The 18,959-nt window shown below is 62.6% G+C and carries 18 protein-coding genes; 10 read left to right on the top strand and 8 right to left on the bottom strand.

Going from position 1 to position 18,959, the window contains the following annotated elements:
* Nucleotides 1-2 precede the first annotated feature (2 nt).
* Nucleotides 3-1,094, bottom strand: coding sequence for a calcium:proton antiporter (locus C4J94_RS03360; protein ID WP_124384975.1), 1,092 nt, complete (start codon nt 1,092-1,094; stop codon nt 3-5).
* 193 nt (nt 1,095-1,287) lie between these two features.
* On the opposite strand from C4J94_RS03360, the gene C4J94_RS03355 reads away from it, so the two are divergent.
* A complete protein-coding gene (locus C4J94_RS03355) occupies nt 1,288-2,241 on the top strand; it encodes an adenosine deaminase (protein ID WP_124384974.1) in 954 nt (317 codons plus the stop codon).
* 56 nt (nt 2,242-2,297) lie between these two features.
* On the opposite strand, the gene C4J94_RS03350 is transcribed toward C4J94_RS03355, so the two are convergent.
* The 3 genes from C4J94_RS03350 to C4J94_RS03340 form a co-directional block, all read right to left on the bottom strand.
* Nucleotides 2,298-3,668: an MFS transporter gene (locus C4J94_RS03350; protein WP_124384973.1), complete on the bottom strand. Its 1,371-nt coding sequence runs from the start codon at nt 3,666-3,668 to the stop codon at nt 2,298-2,300.
* Nucleotides 3,669-3,751: 83 nt separating this feature from the next.
* Nucleotides 3,752-4,453 (bottom strand): helix-turn-helix transcriptional regulator, encoded by a 702-nt coding sequence (locus C4J94_RS03345; RefSeq protein WP_124384972.1) that lies wholly within the window; start codon nt 4,451-4,453, stop codon nt 3,752-3,754.
* Nucleotides 4,454-4,590: 137 nt separating this feature from the next.
* Nucleotides 4,591-5,517 carry a LysR family transcriptional regulator gene (locus C4J94_RS03340; RefSeq protein WP_124384971.1) on the bottom strand — a complete coding sequence of 309 codons (927 nt, stop codon included), beginning with the start codon at nt 5,515-5,517 and terminating at the stop codon, nt 4,591-4,593.
* Nucleotides 5,518-5,635: 118 nt separating this feature from the next.
* Between C4J94_RS03340 and C4J94_RS03335 the strand changes: the two genes are divergently transcribed.
* The 3 genes from C4J94_RS03335 (at nt 5,636) to C4J94_RS27545 (ending at nt 7,289) form a co-directional block, all read left to right on the top strand.
* Nucleotides 5,636-5,929, top strand: a complete 294-nt coding sequence (locus C4J94_RS03335; RefSeq protein WP_124384970.1) for a putative quinol monooxygenase — start codon at nt 5,636-5,638, stop codon at nt 5,927-5,929.
* 26 nt (nt 5,930-5,955) lie between these two features.
* The gene (locus C4J94_RS03330) at nt 5,956-6,969 is read left to right on the top strand and encodes a zinc-binding alcohol dehydrogenase family protein (protein WP_124384969.1); all 1,014 of its coding nucleotides are present in this window, start codon (nt 5,956-5,958) and stop codon (nt 6,967-6,969) included.
* A 146-nt stretch (nt 6,970-7,115) separates the two neighbouring features.
* Nucleotides 7,116-7,289, top strand: a complete 174-nt coding sequence (locus tag C4J94_RS27545; protein ID WP_164484509.1) for a hypothetical protein — start codon at nt 7,116-7,118, stop codon at nt 7,287-7,289.
* 9 nt (nt 7,290-7,298) lie between these two features.
* Here C4J94_RS27545 and C4J94_RS03325 read toward each other — a convergent pair whose 3' ends face one another.
* Nucleotides 7,299-8,492, bottom strand: coding sequence for a multidrug effflux MFS transporter (locus C4J94_RS03325; RefSeq protein ID WP_124384968.1), 1,194 nt, complete (start codon nt 8,490-8,492; stop codon nt 7,299-7,301).
* Nucleotides 8,493-8,577: 85 nt separating this feature from the next.
* Nucleotides 8,578-8,769, bottom strand: coding sequence for a heavy-metal-associated domain-containing protein (locus C4J94_RS03320; protein WP_124384967.1), 192 nt, complete (start codon nt 8,767-8,769; stop codon nt 8,578-8,580).
* Between the two features lie 147 nt (nt 8,770-8,916).
* Here C4J94_RS03320 and C4J94_RS03315 point away from each other — a divergent pair, with 147 nt between their 5' ends.
* The 3 genes from C4J94_RS03315 to cueR all read left to right on the top strand — a co-directional run bounded on the left by C4J94_RS03315 (nt 8,917) and on the right by cueR (nt 11,945).
* The gene (locus C4J94_RS03315) at nt 8,917-9,288 is read left to right on the top strand and encodes a hypothetical protein (RefSeq protein WP_124384966.1); all 372 of its coding nucleotides are present in this window, start codon (nt 8,917-8,919) and stop codon (nt 9,286-9,288) included.
* Nucleotides 9,289-9,354: 66 nt separating this feature from the next.
* Nucleotides 9,355-11,547 (top strand): cation-translocating P-type ATPase, encoded by a 2,193-nt coding sequence (locus C4J94_RS03310; protein ID WP_124384965.1) that lies wholly within the window; start codon nt 9,355-9,357, stop codon nt 11,545-11,547.
* Nucleotides 11,544-11,945: a Cu(I)-responsive transcriptional regulator gene (gene cueR / locus C4J94_RS03305; protein WP_124384964.1), complete on the top strand. Its 402-nt coding sequence runs from the start codon at nt 11,544-11,546 to the stop codon at nt 11,943-11,945. Before C4J94_RS03310 ends, cueR begins: the two co-directional genes overlap by 4 nt.
* Nucleotides 11,946-12,087: 142 nt before the next feature.
* Here cueR and C4J94_RS03300 read toward each other — a convergent pair whose 3' ends face one another.
* Together C4J94_RS03300 and C4J94_RS03295 are read right to left on the bottom strand one after the other, a co-directional pair.
* Nucleotides 12,088-12,984 (bottom strand): PA4780 family RIO1-like protein kinase, encoded by an 897-nt coding sequence (locus C4J94_RS03300; protein ID WP_124384963.1) that lies wholly within the window; start codon nt 12,982-12,984, stop codon nt 12,088-12,090.
* 134 nt (nt 12,985-13,118) lie between these two features.
* Nucleotides 13,119-14,396, bottom strand: coding sequence for an acetyl-CoA C-acetyltransferase (locus tag C4J94_RS03295; protein ID WP_124384962.1), 1,278 nt, complete (start codon nt 14,394-14,396; stop codon nt 13,119-13,121).
* A gap of 104 nt (nt 14,397-14,500) precedes the next feature.
* Here C4J94_RS03295 and C4J94_RS03290 point away from each other — a divergent pair, with 104 nt between their 5' ends.
* From C4J94_RS03290 to C4J94_RS03280, 3 genes are all read left to right on the top strand, one after another.
* Nucleotides 14,501-15,853 (top strand): 3-oxoacyl-ACP reductase, encoded by a 1,353-nt coding sequence (locus C4J94_RS03290; RefSeq protein WP_124384961.1) that lies wholly within the window; start codon nt 14,501-14,503, stop codon nt 15,851-15,853.
* A 2-nt stretch (nt 15,854-15,855) separates the two neighbouring features.
* Nucleotides 15,856-16,704: a MaoC family dehydratase gene (locus C4J94_RS03285; protein WP_124384960.1), complete on the top strand. Its 849-nt coding sequence runs from the start codon at nt 15,856-15,858 to the stop codon at nt 16,702-16,704.
* 300 nt (nt 16,705-17,004) lie between these two features.
* On the top strand, nt 17,005-18,786 hold the full coding sequence (locus C4J94_RS03280; RefSeq protein ID WP_124384959.1) for a collagen-like triple helix repeat-containing protein: 1,782 nt from the start codon (nt 17,005-17,007) through the stop codon (nt 18,784-18,786).
* Nucleotides 18,787-18,959 lie beyond the last annotated feature (173 nt).

Raw genomic sequence — 18,959 nt, 5'->3', positions numbered from 1 at the left:
GGTTACAGCCCCAGCAGCGACAGCATGATAAACGTTGCAAACAACACAAAGTGCGTCATCCCTTCGATGGCATTGGTCTCACCGTCATTGAGATTGATCGCACTGACGATCAGCGTGATAAACACCATCACCGTCTGCACCGGCGTCATCGCCATCTGGAACGGCTGGCCGGTATAGAGCGCCATCGCTTCCATCACCGGTACCGTCAGAATCACCGTCGACAACGAGGCACCCAGTGCGATGTTCACCACCGACTGCATGCGGTTGGCCAAGGCGGCGCGCAACGCCGTGAGAATTTCCGGCGCGGCGGAAATGGCCGCCACCACAATCGCGGTAATCACTGGCGGGGCACCCGTGCCTTCCAGGCCCAGGTCGAGGGTCTTGGACATCACCTCGGCCAGCGCGCCAATCACAATCACGCCAAACACCAGGGTGCCAATCGAGAACGCCAGGCTCACGGGGGGCGCCTGCTCGTGTTCCGGCAATTTTTTGCGACGCTTTTCCGGGTAGCTGTAGCTGAAGAAATAACTGTGTGGGCCTACCTGCATTCTCAGGAACAGGGTGTAGAGCACCATCATCGCGCCAATGGTGAAGGCCGAATAGATTTTCCAGTCGGCCTCGGGGATGAATTCCGGCACCACCATCGACACGCCCATGGCGGTGAGGATCATCACGCTGTAGGTGCGCGCCGAGTCATCGTTGTAGGACTGCTCGCCATGCTTGATGCCGCCCATCAGCGCGGCCAGGCCGAGGATACCGTTGATATCGAGCATGACGGCCGAATAGATGGTGTCGCGCACCAGGGTGGGGGAGGGTTCGTTGCTCATCATGATCGCCAGGATCACCACTTCCACCAGCACGGCGGCCAGGGTCAGGATCATCGTACCGTAGGGGTCGCCGACCTTTTCCGCCAGTTGCTCGGCATGATGGGCCACACGCATCGACGCCATCACGATAAACGCGATCAAGGCAAGGCCGGCGAGCAACGCCACCATCTGCCCGCTGTGGAGCATCCAGTGTTCCAACGGGTAGGCGGCAATGGCAGCAATCAGCGCCAGCAGCATGAATTTTTCTTGCTTGAGGGAAGTGAGCATGGAGGGCCTTTATGTGCAGCGAATCAGTCATCGTTGGGGTACAGACTGCGCCACGCCGCTAACGTTTCGTTACACCTTAGTTCACGCCGCCCTTGTGCAAATAAATCAAATACTCTCCTGCTGGTCAGGTTTTGCCGATTATTTCAGCCATGGCCTGTAGAATGCCGCCATTGCACCTGATGAGATTTTAGACATGTACGATTGGCTCAACGCCCTGCCCAAGGCTGAACTGCACCTGCACCTGGAAGGCTCGCTGGAGCCTGAGCTGCTGTTCGCCCTGGCCGAACGCAACAAGATTGCGCTGCCGTGGAACGACGTCGAAACCCTGCGCAAGGCCTACGCCTTCAACAATCTGCAAGAGTTTCTCGACCTGTATTACAAAGGCGCCGATGTGCTGCGCACGTCTCAGGACTTCTACGACCTGACCTGGGCCTACCTGCTGCGCTGCAAAGCCCAGAATGTGATCCACACCGAACCCTTCTTCGACCCGCAAACCCACACCGACCGTGGCGTGCCGTTCGAAGTGGTGCTCAACGGCATCGCTGCCGCGCTCAAGGATGGCGAGCAGCAACTGGGCATCACCAGCGGCTTGATCTTGAGCTTCCTGCGCCACCTGAGCGAAGCCGAAGCCGAAAAAACCCTCGACCAGGCGCTGCCGTTCCGTGACGCGTTCGTCGCCGTCGGCCTGGACAGCTCAGAGATGGGCCACCCGCCGAGCAAATTCCAGCGTGTGTTCGACCGTGCCCGTCATGAAGGTTTCCTCACCGTAGCCCACGCCGGCGAAGAAGGCCCGCCCGAATACATCTGGGAAGCCATCGACCTGCTGAAAATCCAGCGCATCGACCACGGCGTGCGCGCCATCGAAGACGAGCGCCTGATGCAGCGCATCATCGACGAGCAGATCCCGTTGACCGTTTGCCCGTTGTCCAATACCAAGCTATGCGTATTCGACGACATGGCCCAGCACAACATTCTCGACATGCTCGAGCGTGGCGTGAAGGTCACGGTGAACTCGGATGACCCGGCCTACTTCGGCGGTTATGTCACCGAGAACTTCCACGCGTTGTACACCTCCCTGGGCATGACCCGGGACCAGGCCAAACGCCTGGCGCAAAATAGCCTGGATGCGCGACTGGTGAAGCCTTAACCGCTGGCTAATGTGGGAGGGGGCTTGCCCCCTCCCACAGGGGTTTTGCGTTGATCTCAGATTTCGGTGAGTTCTTCCAACGTCTTGCCCTTGGTCTCCATCCCGAATACCCACACCACCAGCGCCGCCACTGCGAAACACAAGGCGCCCAAGGCAAATACCCCGCCCTGCCCGGTTATCGGAAATACCAACCCGGTCACCAGTGGCCCCAGCAACGACCCCACCCGCCCAATTGCCGAGGCAAACCCGGAACCGGTTGCGCGCGCCGAAGTGGGATACAGCTCAGGCGTATAGGTGTACAACACCGCCCACATGCCAAACAGAAAGAACTGCATCAACAAGCCGGACGTAATCAGCAGCCCCACGTTGCCGCCAAACACCGCACTCTGGCCATACAAAAACGCCATCACCCCGCCACCCAGCAGCGTCACCACGCACACCGGCTTGCGCCCCCAACGCTCGACCAGCCAGGCGGCCATGAGGAAACCCGGTATCCCGCCCAGGGAGATGATCACCGTGTAATACACCGATTGCGTCACGGCAAAGCCTGACTGCTGCAGCAACGCACTCAACCACGAGGTCAGCCCGTAGAAGCCGAGCAAGGCAAAGAACCACACGCTCCAGATCATCAGGGTGCGTTGACGGTACTGCGCCGACCACAACTGCTGGAAGGCCGAGAAGAAAGTGCCAGGCGCGCTCGCCACTCGCGGCAGGGCAACGGGCTCCGGCAAGTCGGCGCGGCCGAGGGAGTCGCGCACCTTCTGTTCAATGCCCAGCAACACCTTGTCCGCCGCCTCGTGGCGCCCAGCCTGTTCCAACCAGCGCGGCGACTCCGGAATGAAAAACCGGATGGCCAGCACAAACACCGCCGGCACCGCCAGCACGAGGAAGATGTCGCGCCAGCCGACCACTGGCAGCAGGAAATAAGACAACACCCCAGCGGCAACAAACCCAAGCGGCCAAAAACCATCCATCAGCGCGATATACCGACCCCGTCGCTTTGCCGGAATCAGCTCCGACAACATCGACTGTGCGATGGGAAATTCCATGCCCATGCCAATGCCCAGCAGGATACGAAACAGCGTCAGCGTCTCAACGGTCTGCGCCGTGGAACACAAGTAACTGGCGACGCCCCACAGCACGATGCTCCACTGAAACACCGGCTTGCGTCCGAAGCGATCCGCGAGCATCCCTGAGAGCGAAGCGCCGATCACCATGCCGAAAAAGCTCGAACTGGCCAGTAGCCCGGCTTGGGCCGTACTCAGGCCGAACTCGGTTTTGATCGAGCCTAATAGAAACGTCATCATTGCCAGGTCCATGGAATCGAAGAAAAACGCCAGGGCAATAATGATGAAGATGATTCGGTGGTAACCACTGATGGGCAACCGTTCCAGCCGCTCTGCTGCGCTATAACCCTGAGTACCCATGCCGCATTCCCCATCTGGAAATCCCCTCTGGGAGTGTGCGGCATCGCCTGCCCCGGCAATTGCTGGATGCGACCTGACCGAAACTAAGAGCGACGCTCCTGCGGCGTGGCCAGCCGGCTAATTTCTTTCAGCCCTACTTCGCTGACAGACAAGGCCTGGGATTCGTCGATCGCACTGACCCAGTTTGACTGCAAAAACAGTTGCAGCAACCCTGCGCCGAGCGCACCGCCCACATGGGGTTGCTGTTGGCTCCAGTCGAAACAGTCGCAGACCAGAGGCGATGAGAACGCCTGGATAAAAATACCCAGCTGCGCCAAATGCCGGTTGCCCTTGACCGTGACTTCGGTACGTTGTTCGTAACGCTGGATCCACCCGGCCTCCGTCATCCGTTGGTACAGGCCGGCCGCCAGCTCGCCGCCGAGGTGGTCCTGGCACACGCGGGCGCGACGCAACAGCGGCGGTACCGGCAACGCCGGCGGCGGAGTATTCCGCGTACAGCGCCCCACACTGGCCATGGTGGTTGTCGCCAGCGCATCAAGGGCGGCGCTGACATCCGCGGCCGCCATGCGAAACAGCCGCCTGCCCCGGCGTGCTTCGACCCGCAGCAGCCCGCTGCCGGTCAACCGCGCCAAATGGGCATTGGCCGACGCCGCAGACAGCCCGGCGAACATCGCCAGCTCCTCTGAAGATTTCGCCGAACCGTCCATCAATGCCCACAGCATTGCGGTGCGCTTGGGCTCGGCAAGCAAGCTGGCGATATGACTGATACCTGGTGCCTGTTCCATCTCTCGACTCCCTGTTGAACCGTTTTTCTGCTGCGGTTGGCGCCAAAGTATAGGGGCCAGAACCGCCGGTTCCATGGGGTCTTACAGCCCGGACAAGGACAGCACTTGAGCGAAATTTCCTGCTTTGCTGGAGGCCATTACTTCGCAGCGAATCGCTCCGACCGTTGTGCCGCCAATGTCGCACAACGGGCCACGAGCATTTCCCGCAGCAAGTTGACGGGCTTACTCAACTGCGCACGATGCGCGCACAGCAGGTTGAGCGGTGTGCGCTCACCGCGCAGCTCCGGCAGGATCAAGCGTAAGCGTCCAGCCACAACGTCGGTACTCACATCCAGCCAGGATTTATAGGCAATGCCGACGCCCGCCACCGCCCAGCGACGCACCACGTCGGCGTCATCGCTGACGCGATCCCCCGTGACGGTCAGGCTGACCTCGCGCTTGCCGTCGTAAAAGCGCCAATGGTCATGCACGCGGCCAGCGAGCATATAAAGCAGGCAATTATGCTGGGCCAGTTGTTCGAGGTGCCGCGGCTCGCCGTGACGGGCCAGATAACTCGGCGCGGCGCACAGCACCCGTACATTCTCCGGGGCGATGGGCAGCGCAACCAGGCTGGAGTCCTCAGGCTCGCCATAACGCAAAGCGATATCCACAGGCTGCCGGAACAGGTCGGCAATGCGATCACCCAACAACAGGCGCACGCTCAGTTGCGGGTATTCGCGCTGGAAATCATCCAGCCAGGGCAACAGCTGATTGCGCCCGAAATCCGAAGGTGCCGACAGTTGCAGCATGCCGCTGACGTGGTCTTGCCCGCTGGCCAACAAACGCCGCCCTTCATCCAATGAACTCAACGCGGCGCGGGCGTAGGTCAGAAACCCCTCACCTTCGGCGGTCAAGCGCAGGCTGCGGGTAGAGCGCGCCAGCAAGCGCGTGCCCAGTTGGTGTTCTATGCGCTTCAACGCGGCGCTGGCCACCGCCGGGGAAAGGTCCATCACCCGCGCGGCCGCCGACAGGCTACCCAGGTCCGCCGCCCGTACAAACAATTGCAAATCATCAAAGCGCAGCATGCATTCCCGCCAATTATCAATGTTTTATTGAAACAGCCCTCTGTTTTATCCGCTTTTATCTGCACAGGAAATAGCCAATCATCTGGCCATCCCGTTACGCATCGCCCAGGAGTTGATTATGCCTACTGCCTTTAACGTCATCGCCACGCTGATCGCCAAGCCCGGCCAACAGGCCACTCTGGAAACCCTGCTGCGTGATCTGCTCGAACCGACTCGACAGGAACCCGGCTGTGAGCAGTACGACCTGCACCAGGACCTGCAACACCCCGAGACGTTCTACATGCTCGAGCGCTGGACCGATGACGCGGCCCTGGCCGACCACGACCAAAGCGCGCATATCCAGAATTTTCGAACCAAGGCCGCCGACGTGATCGAACACTTCGAACTCAAGCGCCTGCAGTTTCTCGCCTGACCACGAGCCCCTTACCTGGAGACATCATGAAAGCCATCGCCTACTACACTTCCCTGCCCATCAGCGACGTTAACGCCCTGCAAGACATCGAGCTGCCTGAACCGGTCGCCGGGCCGCGCGACCTGCTGGTGGAAGTCAAAGCCATCTCGGTCAACCCGGTGGACACCAAGGTGCGCCAGAACGTCGCCCCGGAACATGGCGCCGCCAAGGTGCTCGGCTGGGACGTGGCCGGTGTGGTAAAGGCAGTCGGTAGCGAAGTGACGCTGTTCAAGGCCGGCGACAAGGTGTTCTACGCCGGCTCCCTGGTTCGCCCTGGCGGCAACAGCGAGCTGCACACCGTGGACGAACGCATCGTTGGGCATATGCCGCAGAGCCTGGGCTTTGCCGAAGCCGCGGCGCTGCCATTGACCGCCATCACGGCCTGGGAGCTGCTGTTCGAACGCCTGCAGGTGCCCGAGGGCAAGGTGGACCAGGGCCAGAGCCTGCTGATCGTCGGTGCGGCGGGCGGCGTGGGTTCGATCCTGACCCAGTTGGCCCGCCAGCTCACCGCGCTGAAAGTCATCGGTACCGCCTCGCGCCCTGAAACTCAGGCGTGGGCCAAGGCCCTGGGCGCCGAGCTGGTGATCGACCATAGCCAGCCGTTGAGCGAAGCGCTGAAGCAAGCCGGCCACCCCCAAGTGACCCACGTCGCCAGCCTGACCCAGACCGACCATCACCTAGATCAACTGGTAGAAGCCCTGCAGCCGCAAGGCAAGCTGGCGTTGATCGACGACCCCAAGGCCCTGGACGTCAGCAAGCTCAAGCGCAAGAGCTTGTCGCTGCATTGGGAGTTCATGTACACCCGCTCGATGTTCGAGACACCGGACATGATCGAGCAGCACAACCTGCTCAATCGGGTGGCCGCGCTGATCGACGCCGGCACCCTGGAAACCACGGTCGGCGAGCACTTTGGTGTGATCAACGCGGCCAACCTGCGGCGTGCCCACGCGCTGCTGGAAAGCGGCAAGGCCAAGGGCAAGATCGTGTTAGAGGGGTTCTAAAAAAGCGGCTGTCGGTGTCGTCTGTTGCTGTTGTAGGTAATGGACGACACCATTAGTCCGACAGTTGACGTTTGTCATATTTGCCAACGCATACAGGTTTATATTGGCCGCCTTTGCCACGATTCTTTTACGTGAGGAAGTCAGCAATGAAGATCCTGATAAAAGCGTTAGCAAAATCCCAGTGGGAGGTCCGCCTGGACCAGAAGTCGATTATCTTCCATACCGAAGCCGAGGCGCGTGCCTTTGCCGATACCTTGCAGGCCCGCATCCAGGCCCCCCACCGTTTCCCACTCAGCCAGCAACGCGCCGCCGCCGGCTGATCGTCCGCTTCAGACCTGCGCTTGCGCGGCCCTGGCCCGTTGCAGGCGCTGGGTCGACATCGCAATCGTCACCGCCAGCACACCGCACAGGCTGATCACCATCGCCATCGGCATCGCCGTGCCGTCGTGCAACACACCCACCAGCGATGCAGCACCCGCCGCCACACCGAACTGAATGCAACCGAGCAACGCCGACGCGCTGCCTGCGCGCGCGCCTTGCCCGTTCATGGCGCAGGCCGAGGTGTTAGGCAAAATGCAACCCAGGCTGGCGATACAGATAAACAGCGGCACCAGCAACGGCCACAGGGCTTCGGTGCGCAGCGCTGCAATCCCCAGCAGGGCCAGCGCCGCCGCGACATAAACCCACACCGTACGCGAGAGCAAGAACGCCGGGCCGCGTTTGGCCAGTAACCGTGCATTGAGCTGCGCCACCAGGATAAAACCGGCGGCGTTGGAGCCAAACAGCCAGCCGTAATGCTCGGCGGGAACGCCGTACAGCTTGATGAACACGAACGGCGAACCGGCGATGTAGGCAAACATCCCGGCAATCGAGATGCCGCCGGTCAAGGCGTAGCCCAAGTAGACCCGGTCCGACAACAGCGAGCCGTAGCGGCGCAGCGAGCCGGACAACGGCTGGCGCGGCTGATGCGCCGGAAAGGTTTCCGGCAAGCCCACGGCCACGGCAATGGCCGCCATCACGCTGAACAGCGACAGTGCCAGGAAAATCGACTGCCAGCCCCACACCCCCACCATGATCCCACCCGCCAGCGGTGCGAGAATCGGCGCCAGGCCGGTCACCAGCATCAGTTGCGAATACACCTTGGCCGAGCCCACGGCGTCGCATTTGTCACTCACCACCGCCCGCGAGATCACCATGCCCGCGCAACCGCCGAGGGCCTGCACGAAGCGCGCACCGATCAGCCATTCCAGGGACGGCGCATAGGCACAGGCGAAAGATGCGAGGGTAAACAGCGTGACGCCGCTGAGCAGCGGCACGCGCCGGCCAAAGCGGTCGGCCAACGGGCCGTAGATCAATTGGCCGATGGCCAGCCCGCCGAAATACACCGCCAGGGTCAGCTGGATGTGTTTTTCGTCGGTGGCAAAGGCGGTCGCCATCGCCGGGAAGCCCGGCAGGTAAAAGTCGATCGCCAACGGCGCGAAGGCGCTCAAGGCGCCCAGAATCAGAATAATGCGAAGGTTCATCAGACATCCAAGTGAGTCGGCAGCCCGACAGTCTAGCCGTGCTTCGGCGTCTTGAACATTAAGATAGCTCGCTAACTATCGACAATCAGACGACTGTGTAGCCCTCTTCCTTGATCAGCTCCGAGATCTCGTCACGCTCGAGTTTGCTCTGCACACTGACTTGCTTGGCCGCGAGGTCCACCGTGACCTTGGCATCGGCATCCTGGGCCTGCACCGCCTGGGTCACCGCACGAACACAATGGCCGCAGGTCATTCCTTCAACATTGAATACTTGCATGACATGACTCCTTTGATGAGGTTGAACGCAGTCTCGACCTTGCCATCATGGCAAGGTCAAGTTTCGGAAAACTCGGCCGGGCTGGCATTCGGTCGCGACGTCGGCCAAGCTTCACCTTCAATAGATGTGAACCACGGAGCATTCGCCATGCGCTGGTCGTTATTTGCCCTTGCCGGCCTGATGAGTTTTTCTGCCGTTGCGCCCGCCGCTGAAGACTATGCGGTGCTGATCATTTCCCGCGAGCGTCTTGAAGTGCCGACCAACTGTGAGATCGGCCTCTACATTCAAGATCAGTTGGCCGGGCGCCTGTTCCAGGAACAAGCCACTTCCTTCAATTTGCCGCCGGGTGATGTGTCATTGCGCCTCAAGCTGCTGCCGGGCCAAACCCCAGGCTGTTTGCCCGGCATGCTCGCGCCGCCAGCACAGAACATCACGCTCAAAGCCGGAGATGTACGCAAACTGCGGATCGCCCAAGGCCCGGACGGCATGTACCTCAAAGCCGCTACGCTGGAATACTGAAGGCGCTTGACCTTACCCATGGGTCAAGGTCGATCCTAGGGGCATCGTCTTCCGGAGGACTGCCCCATGAATGGACCCACCACCTTTGACCTGCCCATCGGCGGCATGACCTGCGCCAGTTGCGCCGGCCGTGTGGAGCGTGCGCTGGGCAAGGTGCCGGGGGTGCAACGCGTCAGCGTCAACCTGGCCAACGAACGTGCCCACGTTGAAGGACTCCACCCACTGGATCCCGGGGTATTGATCGCCGCGGTCGAAAAAGCCGGCTACACCGCCACCCTGCCCCAGAGCGAAACCGCCACCCAGGCCAGTCAAGCCCAACGCCTGCATCACGAGCGCTGGGCGCTGATGCTGGCGATCATGCTGGCGCTGCCCCTGGTGCTGCCGATGCTGGTGGAACCCTTCGGCGTGCACTGGATGCTCCCCGCCTGGGTCCAATTCGCCCTGGCGACGCCGGTGCAATTCATCCTCGGTGCGCGTTTTTACAGCGCGGCGTGGAAGGCCGTGCGGGCCGGTGCGGGCAACATGGACCTGCTGGTGGCGATCGGCACCAGCGCCGGTTACGGCCTGAGCGTCTATCAATGGCTCACACGGCCCGCTCCGCACTTGTATTTCGAAGCCTCGGCCGTAGTGATCGCGCTGGTGTTGCTGGGTAAATATCTGGAAAGCCGCGCCAAGCGCCACACCGCCAGCGCCATCCGCGCCCTCGAAGCCTTGCGCCCCGAGCGGGCGGTGCGCGTGCTGGAGGGCCGCGAGGAAGACGTGGCCATCAGCGCACTCACGCTCGGCGACCTGGTTCTGGTCAAGCCGGGCGAACGTTTCCCGGTGGATGGGGAAGTGGTCGACGGCCAAAGCCATGCCGACGAAGCGCTGATCAGCGGCGAAAGCCTGCCGGTGCCGAAACAGCCCGGCGATGCGGTCACCGGCGGCGCCATCAACGGCGAAGGCCGGCTGCTGATACGCACTCGGGCCCTGGGTGCGGAGAGCGTGCTGGCACGCATCATTCGCCTGGTCGAAGACGCCCAGGCCGCCAAGGCACCGATCCAGAAACTGGTGGATAAGGTCAGTCAGGTATTCGTCCCCGCCGTGCTGGTTCTGGCGTTGCTCACCCTGGCGGGCTGGTGGCTGTACGGCGCGCCGCTGGAGAGCGCAATCATCAATGCGGTCGCGGTACTGGTGATCGCCTGCCCCTGTGCCCTGGGCCTGGCGACGCCGACTGCGATCATGGCCGGCACCGGTGTCGCCGCGCGCCATGGCATTCTGATCAAGGATGCCGAAGCCCTGGAACATGCCCAGGGGGTGAGCGCCGTGGTGTTCGACAAGACCGGCACCCTCACCTCGGGCGCGCCGAAGATCGCGCATTTGGCGGCGCTGGACGGCAACGAATCCTTACTGCTGCAACAGGCGGGCGCCTTGCAGCGCGGCAGCGAGCACCCGCTGGCCAAGGCCGTGCTGGAGGCCTGTGAAGAGCAGGGGCTGAAGGTGGCCGATGTCAGCGCCAGCCAGTCCCTGACCGGACGCGGCATTGCCGGCACCCTTGACGGCCGGCAACTGGCCCTGGGCAATCGGCGCCTGCTCGAAGACGCCGGCCTTGATGCCAGCGCCTTGAGTCAGCAAGCCACCGCCTGGGAAGCCGAAGGCCGCACCTTGTCCTGGCTGATCGAACAAGGCGCAAATCCCCGCGTGCTGGGGCTGTTCGCGTTTGGCGACACGCTCAAGCCGGGCGCACTGCAGGCCGTGCAACAACTCAAGGCGCAACACATCAGCAGTCACCTGCTCACCGGCGATAATCGCGGCAGCGCGCGGGTGGTCGCCGAGGCGCTGGGCATCGACGATGTACACGCCGAAGTGCTGCCCGCCGACAAAGCCGCCACCGTGACCGAGCTGAAAAAAACCGGCAGGGTGGCCATGGTCGGCGACGGCATCAACGACGCACCGGCCCTGGCCGCAGCCGATATCGGCATCGCCATGGGCGGCGGCACCGACGTGGCCATGCACGCCGCCGGCATCACCCTGATGCGCGGCGACCCGCGCCTGGTGCCGGCGGCCCTGGAGATCTGCCGCAAGACCTACGCAAAAATCCGCCAGAACCTGTTCTGGGCCTTTGTATATAACTTGATCGGCATTCCCCTGGCGGCCTTCGGCTTGCTCAACCCGGTGCTGGCCGGCGCGGCGATGGCGTTGTCCAGCGTCAGTGTGGTGAGCAATGCGTTGCTGCTCAAAACCTGGAAACCCAAGGACCTGGAGGATCAACGTCCATGAATATCGGCCAAGCCGCTCGCCAAAGCGGGCTGAGCGCGAAGATGATCCGCTACTACGAATCCATCGGCCTGCTCAAGCCAGCCCACCGCACCGACAGCGGTTACCGCATCTACGGCGCAGACGACCTGCACACGCTGGCGTTCATCAAGCGCTCGCGGGACCTGGGGTTTTCACTGGAAGAAGTCGGCAAACTGCTGACCCTGTGGCAGGACCGGCAGCGAGCCAGCGGCGACGTAAAAGCCCTGGCGCGCCAGCATATTGATGAGTTGAATCAGAAGATTCGCGAGCTGGAGCAACTGCGCGATACGTTGCAGGACCTGGTGGAGCACTGCCAGGGCGACCATCGGCCGGATTGTCCGATTCTCAAGGAATTGGCTTCGGGTAGTTGCTGCGCCTGATGCCCAACTGACTCAACACAAAACCAAATGTGGGAGGGGGCTTGCCCCCGATGGCGGTGTATCAGCCACTGTCAATGTTGACTGAACCACTACTATCGGGGGCAAGCCCCCTCCCACACTTCGATCTCCATGGGCCGAAAGATCACTGCATCCAAGGCGGCGGCGGTTCTTCGGCGGTTTTGGTCGATGGCGCATCATCCGCCGCGCGGATCGCCTGCTTGCGCTCTTCATCCAGCCGCGCCGCTTCGATCTCGCGGATCACACCGCCCACGTCCGCCAGCTCTTCCGGCTCGTCGAACTCGCCGGTCAGAACACTGGCTGGGTGCAGGGTGCCGGCTTCGTACAGCGCCCACATTTCCTTGGCGTATTTGGTCTTCTTCAGCTCCGGGGCAAAGCGCCCGAAATAGGAAGCCATGTTGCCCACATCCCGCTCCAGCATGTTGAACGCATGGTTGTTGCCCGCCGCGTCCACTGCCTGGGGCAAGTCGATGATCACCGGGCCCGTCGGTGTGAGCAGTACGTTGAACTCCGACAGGTCACCGTGCACCAGCCCTGTGCACAACATCAGCACAATCTGGGATATCAGGAAGGCGTGGTATTCACGCGCCTGGTCCGGCTCCAGGGTCACGTCATTCAGACGTGGCGCCGCATCGCCGTATTCGTCGGCCACCAGTTCCATCAATAGCACGCCTTCAAGAAAGTCGTACGGCTTGGGCACGCGAACGCCGGCACCGGCCAGGCGGAACAACGCCGCCACTTCGGCGTTCTGCCAGGCATCTTCGGTTTCTTTCTTGCCGAACTTGGAGCCCTTGGCCATGGCCCGGGCCTGGCGGCTGTTACGGACCTTGCGGCCTTCCTGGTATTCGGACGCCTGACGAAAACTTCGTTTATTCGCCTCCTTGTAAACCTTGGCGCAACGCAATTCGTTGCCGCAGCGCACCACATAAACAGCTGCTTCTTTACCACTCATGAGTGGGCGCAGCACTTCGTCGACCAGACCGTCTTCGATCAGGGGTTCAATGCGTTTAGGAGTCTTCATCAGCTTTTATTGTGGGTCCTGTATTACCAAACACGCGTGTGGCACTCGTTATACGGCAATCGGCGCGCCGGTGGGAGAGGCTACCGACCTCTGACCCGCGAAGAATGCATTCATCAGGCCAATTTTGCGGGTCATCAACGCTCGATAATCGCCGTCACGCCCTGGCCTCCCGCCGCACAGATCGAAATCAGGCCGCGCCCTTTACCGGCTGCATCGAGCAGCTTGGCCAGGTTGGCGACGATGCGCCCACCGGTCGCGGCAAAGGGGTGCCCGGCCGCCAATGAGCTGCCCTTGACGTTGAGACGGCTACGGTCGATGGCGCCCAGCGGCGCATCCAGGCCCAGGCGCGTCTTGCAATAGTCCGCGTCTTCCCAGGCTTTGAGCGTACACAACACTTGAGCGGCAAATGCTTCGTGGATCTCGTAGTAATCAAAGTCCTGCAGGGTCAGGCCGTTTCTGGCCAACAAGCGCGGTACGGCGTACACCGGCGCCATCAGCAGGCCTTCGGCACCGTTGACGAAATCCACCGCTGCCGCTTCGCCATCGCGCAGGTACGCGAGGATCGGCAAGCCACGTTCCCTGGCCCACGCCTCGCTGCCCAGCAGCACCAGCGAGGCGCCGTCGGTCAGCGGCGTAGAGTTGCCGGCGGTCAGCGTGCCCTTTTCACTTCGTTCAAAAGCAGGCTTGAGCGCGGCGAGTTTTTCCAGGGTCAGGTCGGGGCGCAGGTTGTTGTCGCGGGTCAGCCCCAGAAACGGCGTGAGCAAATCGTTATGCCAGCCTTCGGCATAGGCGGCGGCCATGTTCTGATGGCTCTGCAGTGCCAGCTGGTCCTGTTCGGCGCGGGGGATCTGCCAGGTCTGCGCCATCAGCTCGCAGTGCTGGCCCATGGACAACCCGGTGCGCGGCTCACCGTTGCGCGGCAGCTGCGGCTTGAGGTGATGCGGACGAAGTTGTAACAACACTTTGAGCTTATCCGCCACGGACTTGCTGCGGTTAGCCTGCAGCAACAGCTTGCGCAGGCCTTCATTGACGCCAATCGGCGCATCGGAGGTGGTGTCCACTCCGCCGGCAATGCCGCATTCGATCTGGCCCAGGGCGATCTTGTTGGCCACCAGCAAGGCGGCCTCCAGCCCGGTGCCGCAGGCCTGTTGCACATCGTAGGCCGGGGTTTGCGGCGACAGGCGCGAGCCCAGCACGCATTCGCGGGTGAGGTTGAAATCACGGGAATGCTTGAGCACCGCGCCGGCGGCGACCTCGCCGATGCGCAGGCCATGCAGGTTGAAACGTTCGATCAGGCCTTCCAGGGCGGCGGTGAGCATCGCCTGGTTGCTGGCCGTGGCGTAGGGGCCATTGGAGCGGGCGAAAGGAATGCGATTACCGCCAATGATCGCCACACGGCGCAATTGAGTCATGGAAAGCTCCCTCTGTCTGTTATGGGCTTGATCAGTGAGCCTAGTCGAACGACTGCTACCCTGGAATGGTCAACCTTTGAACCCCAGCCTTCGGAGAGCGTTCCATGTCTGACCGTTATATCGACTTCGCCAATTCCAGCCTCGGCCATCGCCTGGTCGCCGCCCTTGGCCTGCCGTCACCGGTACGCCTGGAACGCTGGCAAGCCGGGCGCCTGCGCCCGGTGGAGGGTGCGCTGCTGCTGGGCGGTGGTGCGCTGGTGACTAAAGTCTTGCCGTTTGCCAACAAACTCACCGATGCCATCTACGGCTACGGCGCCGAAGCACTGGATGTGCCGGCGTGGATCCCCGGGCACGGCCCCAAACTCAAGGCGGTGGTGTTCGACGCCAGTGCCCTACAGCACACCGACCAGCTCAAGCAGCTGCGCGAATTCTTCCAGCCCTTGCTGAAAAACCTCGATCACAGCGCCCACCTCGTGCTCCTTGGCCGCGCCCCGGAAAGCCTCAGCGACCCGTTCGCCGCCAGCGCCCAGCGGGCCCTGGAAGGGTTCAGCCGCTCGCTGGCCAAGGAGTTGCGCGGCGGCGGCGTGATGCAGCTGCTGTACGTGGGCGACGGTGCCGAAGACCAGTTGGAAGGCGCGCTGCGGTTTTTCCTCTCGCCCAAGAGCGCCTACATCTCCGGGCAGGTGATTCGCCTGCAGGCCTGCGCTACGCCGGTCGAAGACTGGACACGCCCATTGGCCGGGCGCACAGCACTGGTCACCGGCGCTGCGCGGGGTATTGGCGCGTCCATCGCCGAAACCCTCGCCCGCGATGGCGCCGACGTGATCCTGCTGGATGTGCCCCAGGCCAAGGCCGACCTCGAGGCCCTGGCCGCCCGCTTGAATGCGCGCACTCTCACCCTGGATATCTGCGCCGAAGACGCTGCCGCCCAATTGATCGAACACCTGCCCGATGGCCTCGATATCCTGGTGCACAACGCCGGCATCACCCGCGACAAGACCCTGGCCAACATGACCCCGGAATACTGGGACGCCGTGCTCGCGGTCAATCTCAATGCGCCCCAGGTGCTGACCAAGGCGCTGCTCGACAGCGGCACCCTGCGCGACAACGCCCGCGTCGTGCTGCTGGCTTCCATCAGCGGCATTGCCGGCAATCGCGGGCAAACCAACTATGCCGCGAGCAAGGCTGGGCTGATCGGCCTGGCCCAGGCGTGGGCACCGCTGCTGCACGCCCGTGGTATCAGCATCAACGCCGTGGCCCCCGGTTTTATCGAGACCCAGATGACCGCGCATATTCCGTTTGCCTTGCGTGAGGCCGGGCGACGCATGAGTTCGCTGGGCCAGGGCGGTGTGCCGCAGGACGTGGCGGAAGCCGTCGCCTGGCTGAGCCAGCCGGGTTCTGGCGCGGTCAGCGGCCAGGCGCTGCGGGTGTGTGGGCAAAGTCTTCTGGGAGCATGACCATGCAGTGGCAGACATTGGACAGCACTCCGTTCCTGCCGCCGCTGTACTGGCGTGCGGCGCTCAAGCGCAAGGTCACTGGCAGCGTTCTGCCCGAACGCGGCTTGCGCTGCCAGGTACGCGTCGACCCCAAGGCAGTTGCCGCATACTGTGAGGTCTGCGGTTTCGCCGACAGCCCGATGCTGCCAGCGACTTATCCGCATGTCCTGGCATTCGGCCTGCAGATGCAACTGCTCACCGACAAGGCGTTCCCGTTTCCGTTGCTGGGGTTGATCCACCTGAGCAACCGCATTCGCATTCATCGCCCTCTGGGCAGTGTGAGTGAGCTGAGCGTCGGGGTGTACACGGAGAATCTAAAGCCCCATGCCAAGGGCGTGACCTTCGATTTGGTGACCGTGGTCGAGGACGCTCTTGGTCTGCTCTGGGAAGCGCAAAGCACGATGTTATGCCGAGGCGTGAAGCTTGACGGCGAGGCCGAGGAACACGCGTGGTTGGTAGACGCGCCCCTCAGCGAACTGACACGTTGGAAAGCACCTGCCGATATCGGTCGCCGCTATGCCCGCGTGTCCGGCGATTACAACCCGATTCATCTCAGCGCACCGACGGCCAAGTTATTCGGCTTTCCCCAAGCCATCGCCCACGGGCTGTGGAACAAGGCGCGCATGCTCGCGGCGATGAGCGAACAACTGCCGGCCGCCAACATCGAAATTGAAGTGCAGTTCAGGAAACCCGTACGACTGCCCAGTGAACTAAGCCTGATGACCAGCGGCGCTGGCTCACGTGGCGAGTTGGTATTGAACGGCGCTGGCGATATCCAACACATGCTCGGAAGATGGCGACCGATTGCCTGACCCCACCTGATTAATTGTATATATACACCTTAAGTTATAGCGGACCCGTCCGGGCCCGCTATGTTGTTTAACCCGTTGTTTTACATATCTTAAATATTTCATCATTTAAAAAATTATAACGTTCGTATTAGTCGTTAAGCCGACTAAGACCTTATGTATATAAATCGTTAATACCAACTTGAGCATTGCGAGAAAACCGGCCCGGGTCTGTGATAGCCACACGGACAAACGTATCGCTAGCCAAAGAAATAGCGAGCGTTTGAAACAACCAAGGTTGTACCAGGTGCAAGGAACTCAATCATGAAAACTCAAGTCGTGTTTTGGAAAGCAAGTACTGCGCTGGCATTGATTCTGGCCATGAGCCTCGGCGGCTGCAGCAGCGGTGGTGGCGGGCATAAATCGAACGTGGCGGCGTCCTCGCCGGATGCTGGCGCAGGTGCCGGTGGAGGCACGGGCGGTGGCACAGGTGGCGGTACTGGCGGTGGTACTGGCGATGGCACAGGCGGTGGCACAGGCGGTGGCACAGGCGGTGGCACGGGCGGTGGCACGGGCGATGGCACAGGCGGTGGCACTGGCGGCGGCACAGGCGGTGGCACGGGCGGTGGCACGGGCGGCGGCACAGGCGGTGGCACGGGCGGCGGCACAGGCGGTGGCACGGGCGGCGGCACAGGCGGCGGCACGGGCGGTGGCACGGGCGGTGGCACGGGCGGCGGCACAGGCGGTGGCACGGGCGGTGGCACGGGCGGCGGCACAGGCGGTGGCACAGGCGGCGGCACGGGCTCCACAACCACCCCGCTCGTTACTGGCCAGATCGCCGGCACCCTCGGCACCACCGTGGGCAACGTAGGCGCAGCGGTCGGTGATCTGGGCTCGACCTTGAACGGTGTCCCAATCGTTGGCACAACAGCAGGCGGCCTGGTCACTTCGGCCGGCACCGCCGTCACCAGCATCGGCACTGGCGTGACCGCCGGCTTGGGCTCTCTGGGCACCGACAAAAACTCCCTGGGCATCACTGTCGCGGGTGTCGGCACTGGCGTCGCTGATCTGGGCGACGGCCTGTCGACTACCGGCAAATCGCTGTCGACTACCCTCGGTGGGGTTCCCGTTGTCGGCGGTTTGACGGGCGGCGTAGGCGGCGCAGTCGGTGGCGTGGTGGATAAAGTGGGCACCACGGTGACCATGCTCGGCGACACCCTCAGCACTGCCAGCACCACTGGCCCATTGGGTTCGCTGACCGGCACCCTGGGCGGCAAAGTCCTGGTGCCCGTGGTTTCGCTGGTGGAAAACACCACCGGCAACCTCGGCACGGCCACCGGCCTGGGTACGCCTGTCGGCGGCCTGGTGGATAAACTGGGCGCTACCGTCACCAGCCTCGGCACTCAGGTCGCAAGTACCGGCGGTACCGGCAACCCTGTGACCACCGTCGTCGGCAGCGTGCTGACGGGCGTAGGCGGCACACTCGACAAGTCCAGCGGTTACGTGGCACCAACCGGCGGCACCGCAGCCCCCGGTCTACCGGAACTGGTCGGTGGCCTGGTGAACAACGTCGGTACCGGCCTGAACATCGGCAACACCAACAGCACCGTCAGTGCAGCCGGTGTAACTGGTGGCGCACTGGGCAACACCATTGCCTCCGTGGGTACCGTTCTCGGTGGTACGGGTGTCGCCAATACCGGCGCCACTGCACCGGTCGCCACTGTGGCCACGAGTGTCGGCGCAGCCTTGAACCCCGTGACATCCGGCGTCACCGCACTGACCCAGAACATCGGCACTACCACCGGCGTCGGCGCTCCGGTCAACGGCCTGGTGACGCAAGTCGGTGGTGCGGTCGCCAGCCTGGGCACTAACCTGACCACAGCCAACGCCAACCCGGTCACCAATACCCTGGGCACCACCGTAACCGCCGTCGGCAACACCGTAGGCTCGGTAGGTGGCCTGGTCACAGGCGGCACCGGCGGTACCAGCGGTGGCCTGCTCGGCGGCCTGAATATCGGCACCACCACCAGTACCGCACCTACCACCGGCGGCACTGCAGCCACGGGAGGCCTGGGCGGTTTGTTGAACGGCCTGACCGGCAAATAGAAATGCACCTGGCCGATTAGACGGCCTCCCCTACAGCGCCTACGCTTGGTTGAGACGAGAGACCCTGACTAAGTCTCTCGTCTTTTTTATGGGCGGCTGCTGGATGTAGACAGCCAGCGCCCTCCCGAACCGCGCCCAGAACGCGGCGGGTCCGAAACGCTGCTGCAGTTGAC

This window comes from Pseudomonas sp. R5-89-07 (assembly GCF_003851685.1).
GTDB lineage: Bacteria > Pseudomonadota > Gammaproteobacteria > Pseudomonadales > Pseudomonadaceae > Aquipseudomonas.
This window is presented reverse-complemented; position numbering and strand designations above follow the sequence as displayed.

What these genes read in the sequence shown, in the direction of transcription:
- C4J94_RS03315 (WP_124384966.1), top strand. Translation starts at nt 8,917, where the DNA reads ATGCGCTGGTCGTTATTTGCCCTTGCCGGCCTGATGAGTTTTTCTGCC.
- C4J94_RS03325 (WP_124384968.1), bottom strand. Translation starts at nt 8,492, where the DNA reads ATGAACCTTCGCATTATTCTGATTCTGGGCGCCTTGAGCGCCTTCGCG.
- C4J94_RS03340 (WP_124384971.1), bottom strand. Translation starts at nt 5,517, where the DNA reads ATGCTGCGCTTTGATGATTTGCAATTGTTTGTACGGGCGGCGGACCTG.
- C4J94_RS03310 (WP_124384965.1), top strand. Translation starts at nt 9,355, where the DNA reads ATGAATGGACCCACCACCTTTGACCTGCCCATCGGCGGCATGACCTGC.
- cueR (WP_124384964.1), top strand. Translation starts at nt 11,544, where the DNA reads ATGAATATCGGCCAAGCCGCTCGCCAAAGCGGGCTGAGCGCGAAGATG.
- C4J94_RS03285 (WP_124384960.1), top strand. Translation starts at nt 15,856, where the DNA reads ATGCAGTGGCAGACATTGGACAGCACTCCGTTCCTGCCGCCGCTGTAC.
- C4J94_RS03335 (WP_124384970.1), top strand. Translation starts at nt 5,636, where the DNA reads ATGCCTACTGCCTTTAACGTCATCGCCACGCTGATCGCCAAGCCCGGC.
- C4J94_RS27545 (WP_164484509.1), top strand. Translation starts at nt 7,116, where the DNA reads ATGAAGATCCTGATAAAAGCGTTAGCAAAATCCCAGTGGGAGGTCCGC.
- C4J94_RS03355 (WP_124384974.1), top strand. Translation starts at nt 1,288, where the DNA reads ATGTACGATTGGCTCAACGCCCTGCCCAAGGCTGAACTGCACCTGCAC.
- C4J94_RS03280 (WP_124384959.1), top strand. Translation starts at nt 17,005, where the DNA reads ATGAAAACTCAAGTCGTGTTTTGGAAAGCAAGTACTGCGCTGGCATTG.
- C4J94_RS03360 (WP_124384975.1), bottom strand. Translation starts at nt 1,094, where the DNA reads ATGCTCACTTCCCTCAAGCAAGAAAAATTCATGCTGCTGGCGCTGATT.
- C4J94_RS03350 (WP_124384973.1), bottom strand. Translation starts at nt 3,668, where the DNA reads ATGGGTACTCAGGGTTATAGCGCAGCAGAGCGGCTGGAACGGTTGCCC.
- C4J94_RS03330 (WP_124384969.1), top strand. Translation starts at nt 5,956, where the DNA reads ATGAAAGCCATCGCCTACTACACTTCCCTGCCCATCAGCGACGTTAAC.
- C4J94_RS03345 (WP_124384972.1), bottom strand. Translation starts at nt 4,453, where the DNA reads ATGGAACAGGCACCAGGTATCAGTCATATCGCCAGCTTGCTTGCCGAG.
- C4J94_RS03300 (WP_124384963.1), bottom strand. Translation starts at nt 12,984, where the DNA reads ATGAAGACTCCTAAACGCATTGAACCCCTGATCGAAGACGGTCTGGTC.
- C4J94_RS03320 (WP_124384967.1), bottom strand. Translation starts at nt 8,769, where the DNA reads ATGCAAGTATTCAATGTTGAAGGAATGACCTGCGGCCATTGTGTTCGT.
- C4J94_RS03290 (WP_124384961.1), top strand. Translation starts at nt 14,501, where the DNA reads ATGTCTGACCGTTATATCGACTTCGCCAATTCCAGCCTCGGCCATCGC.
- C4J94_RS03295 (WP_124384962.1), bottom strand. Translation starts at nt 14,396, where the DNA reads ATGACTCAATTGCGCCGTGTGGCGATCATTGGCGGTAATCGCATTCCT.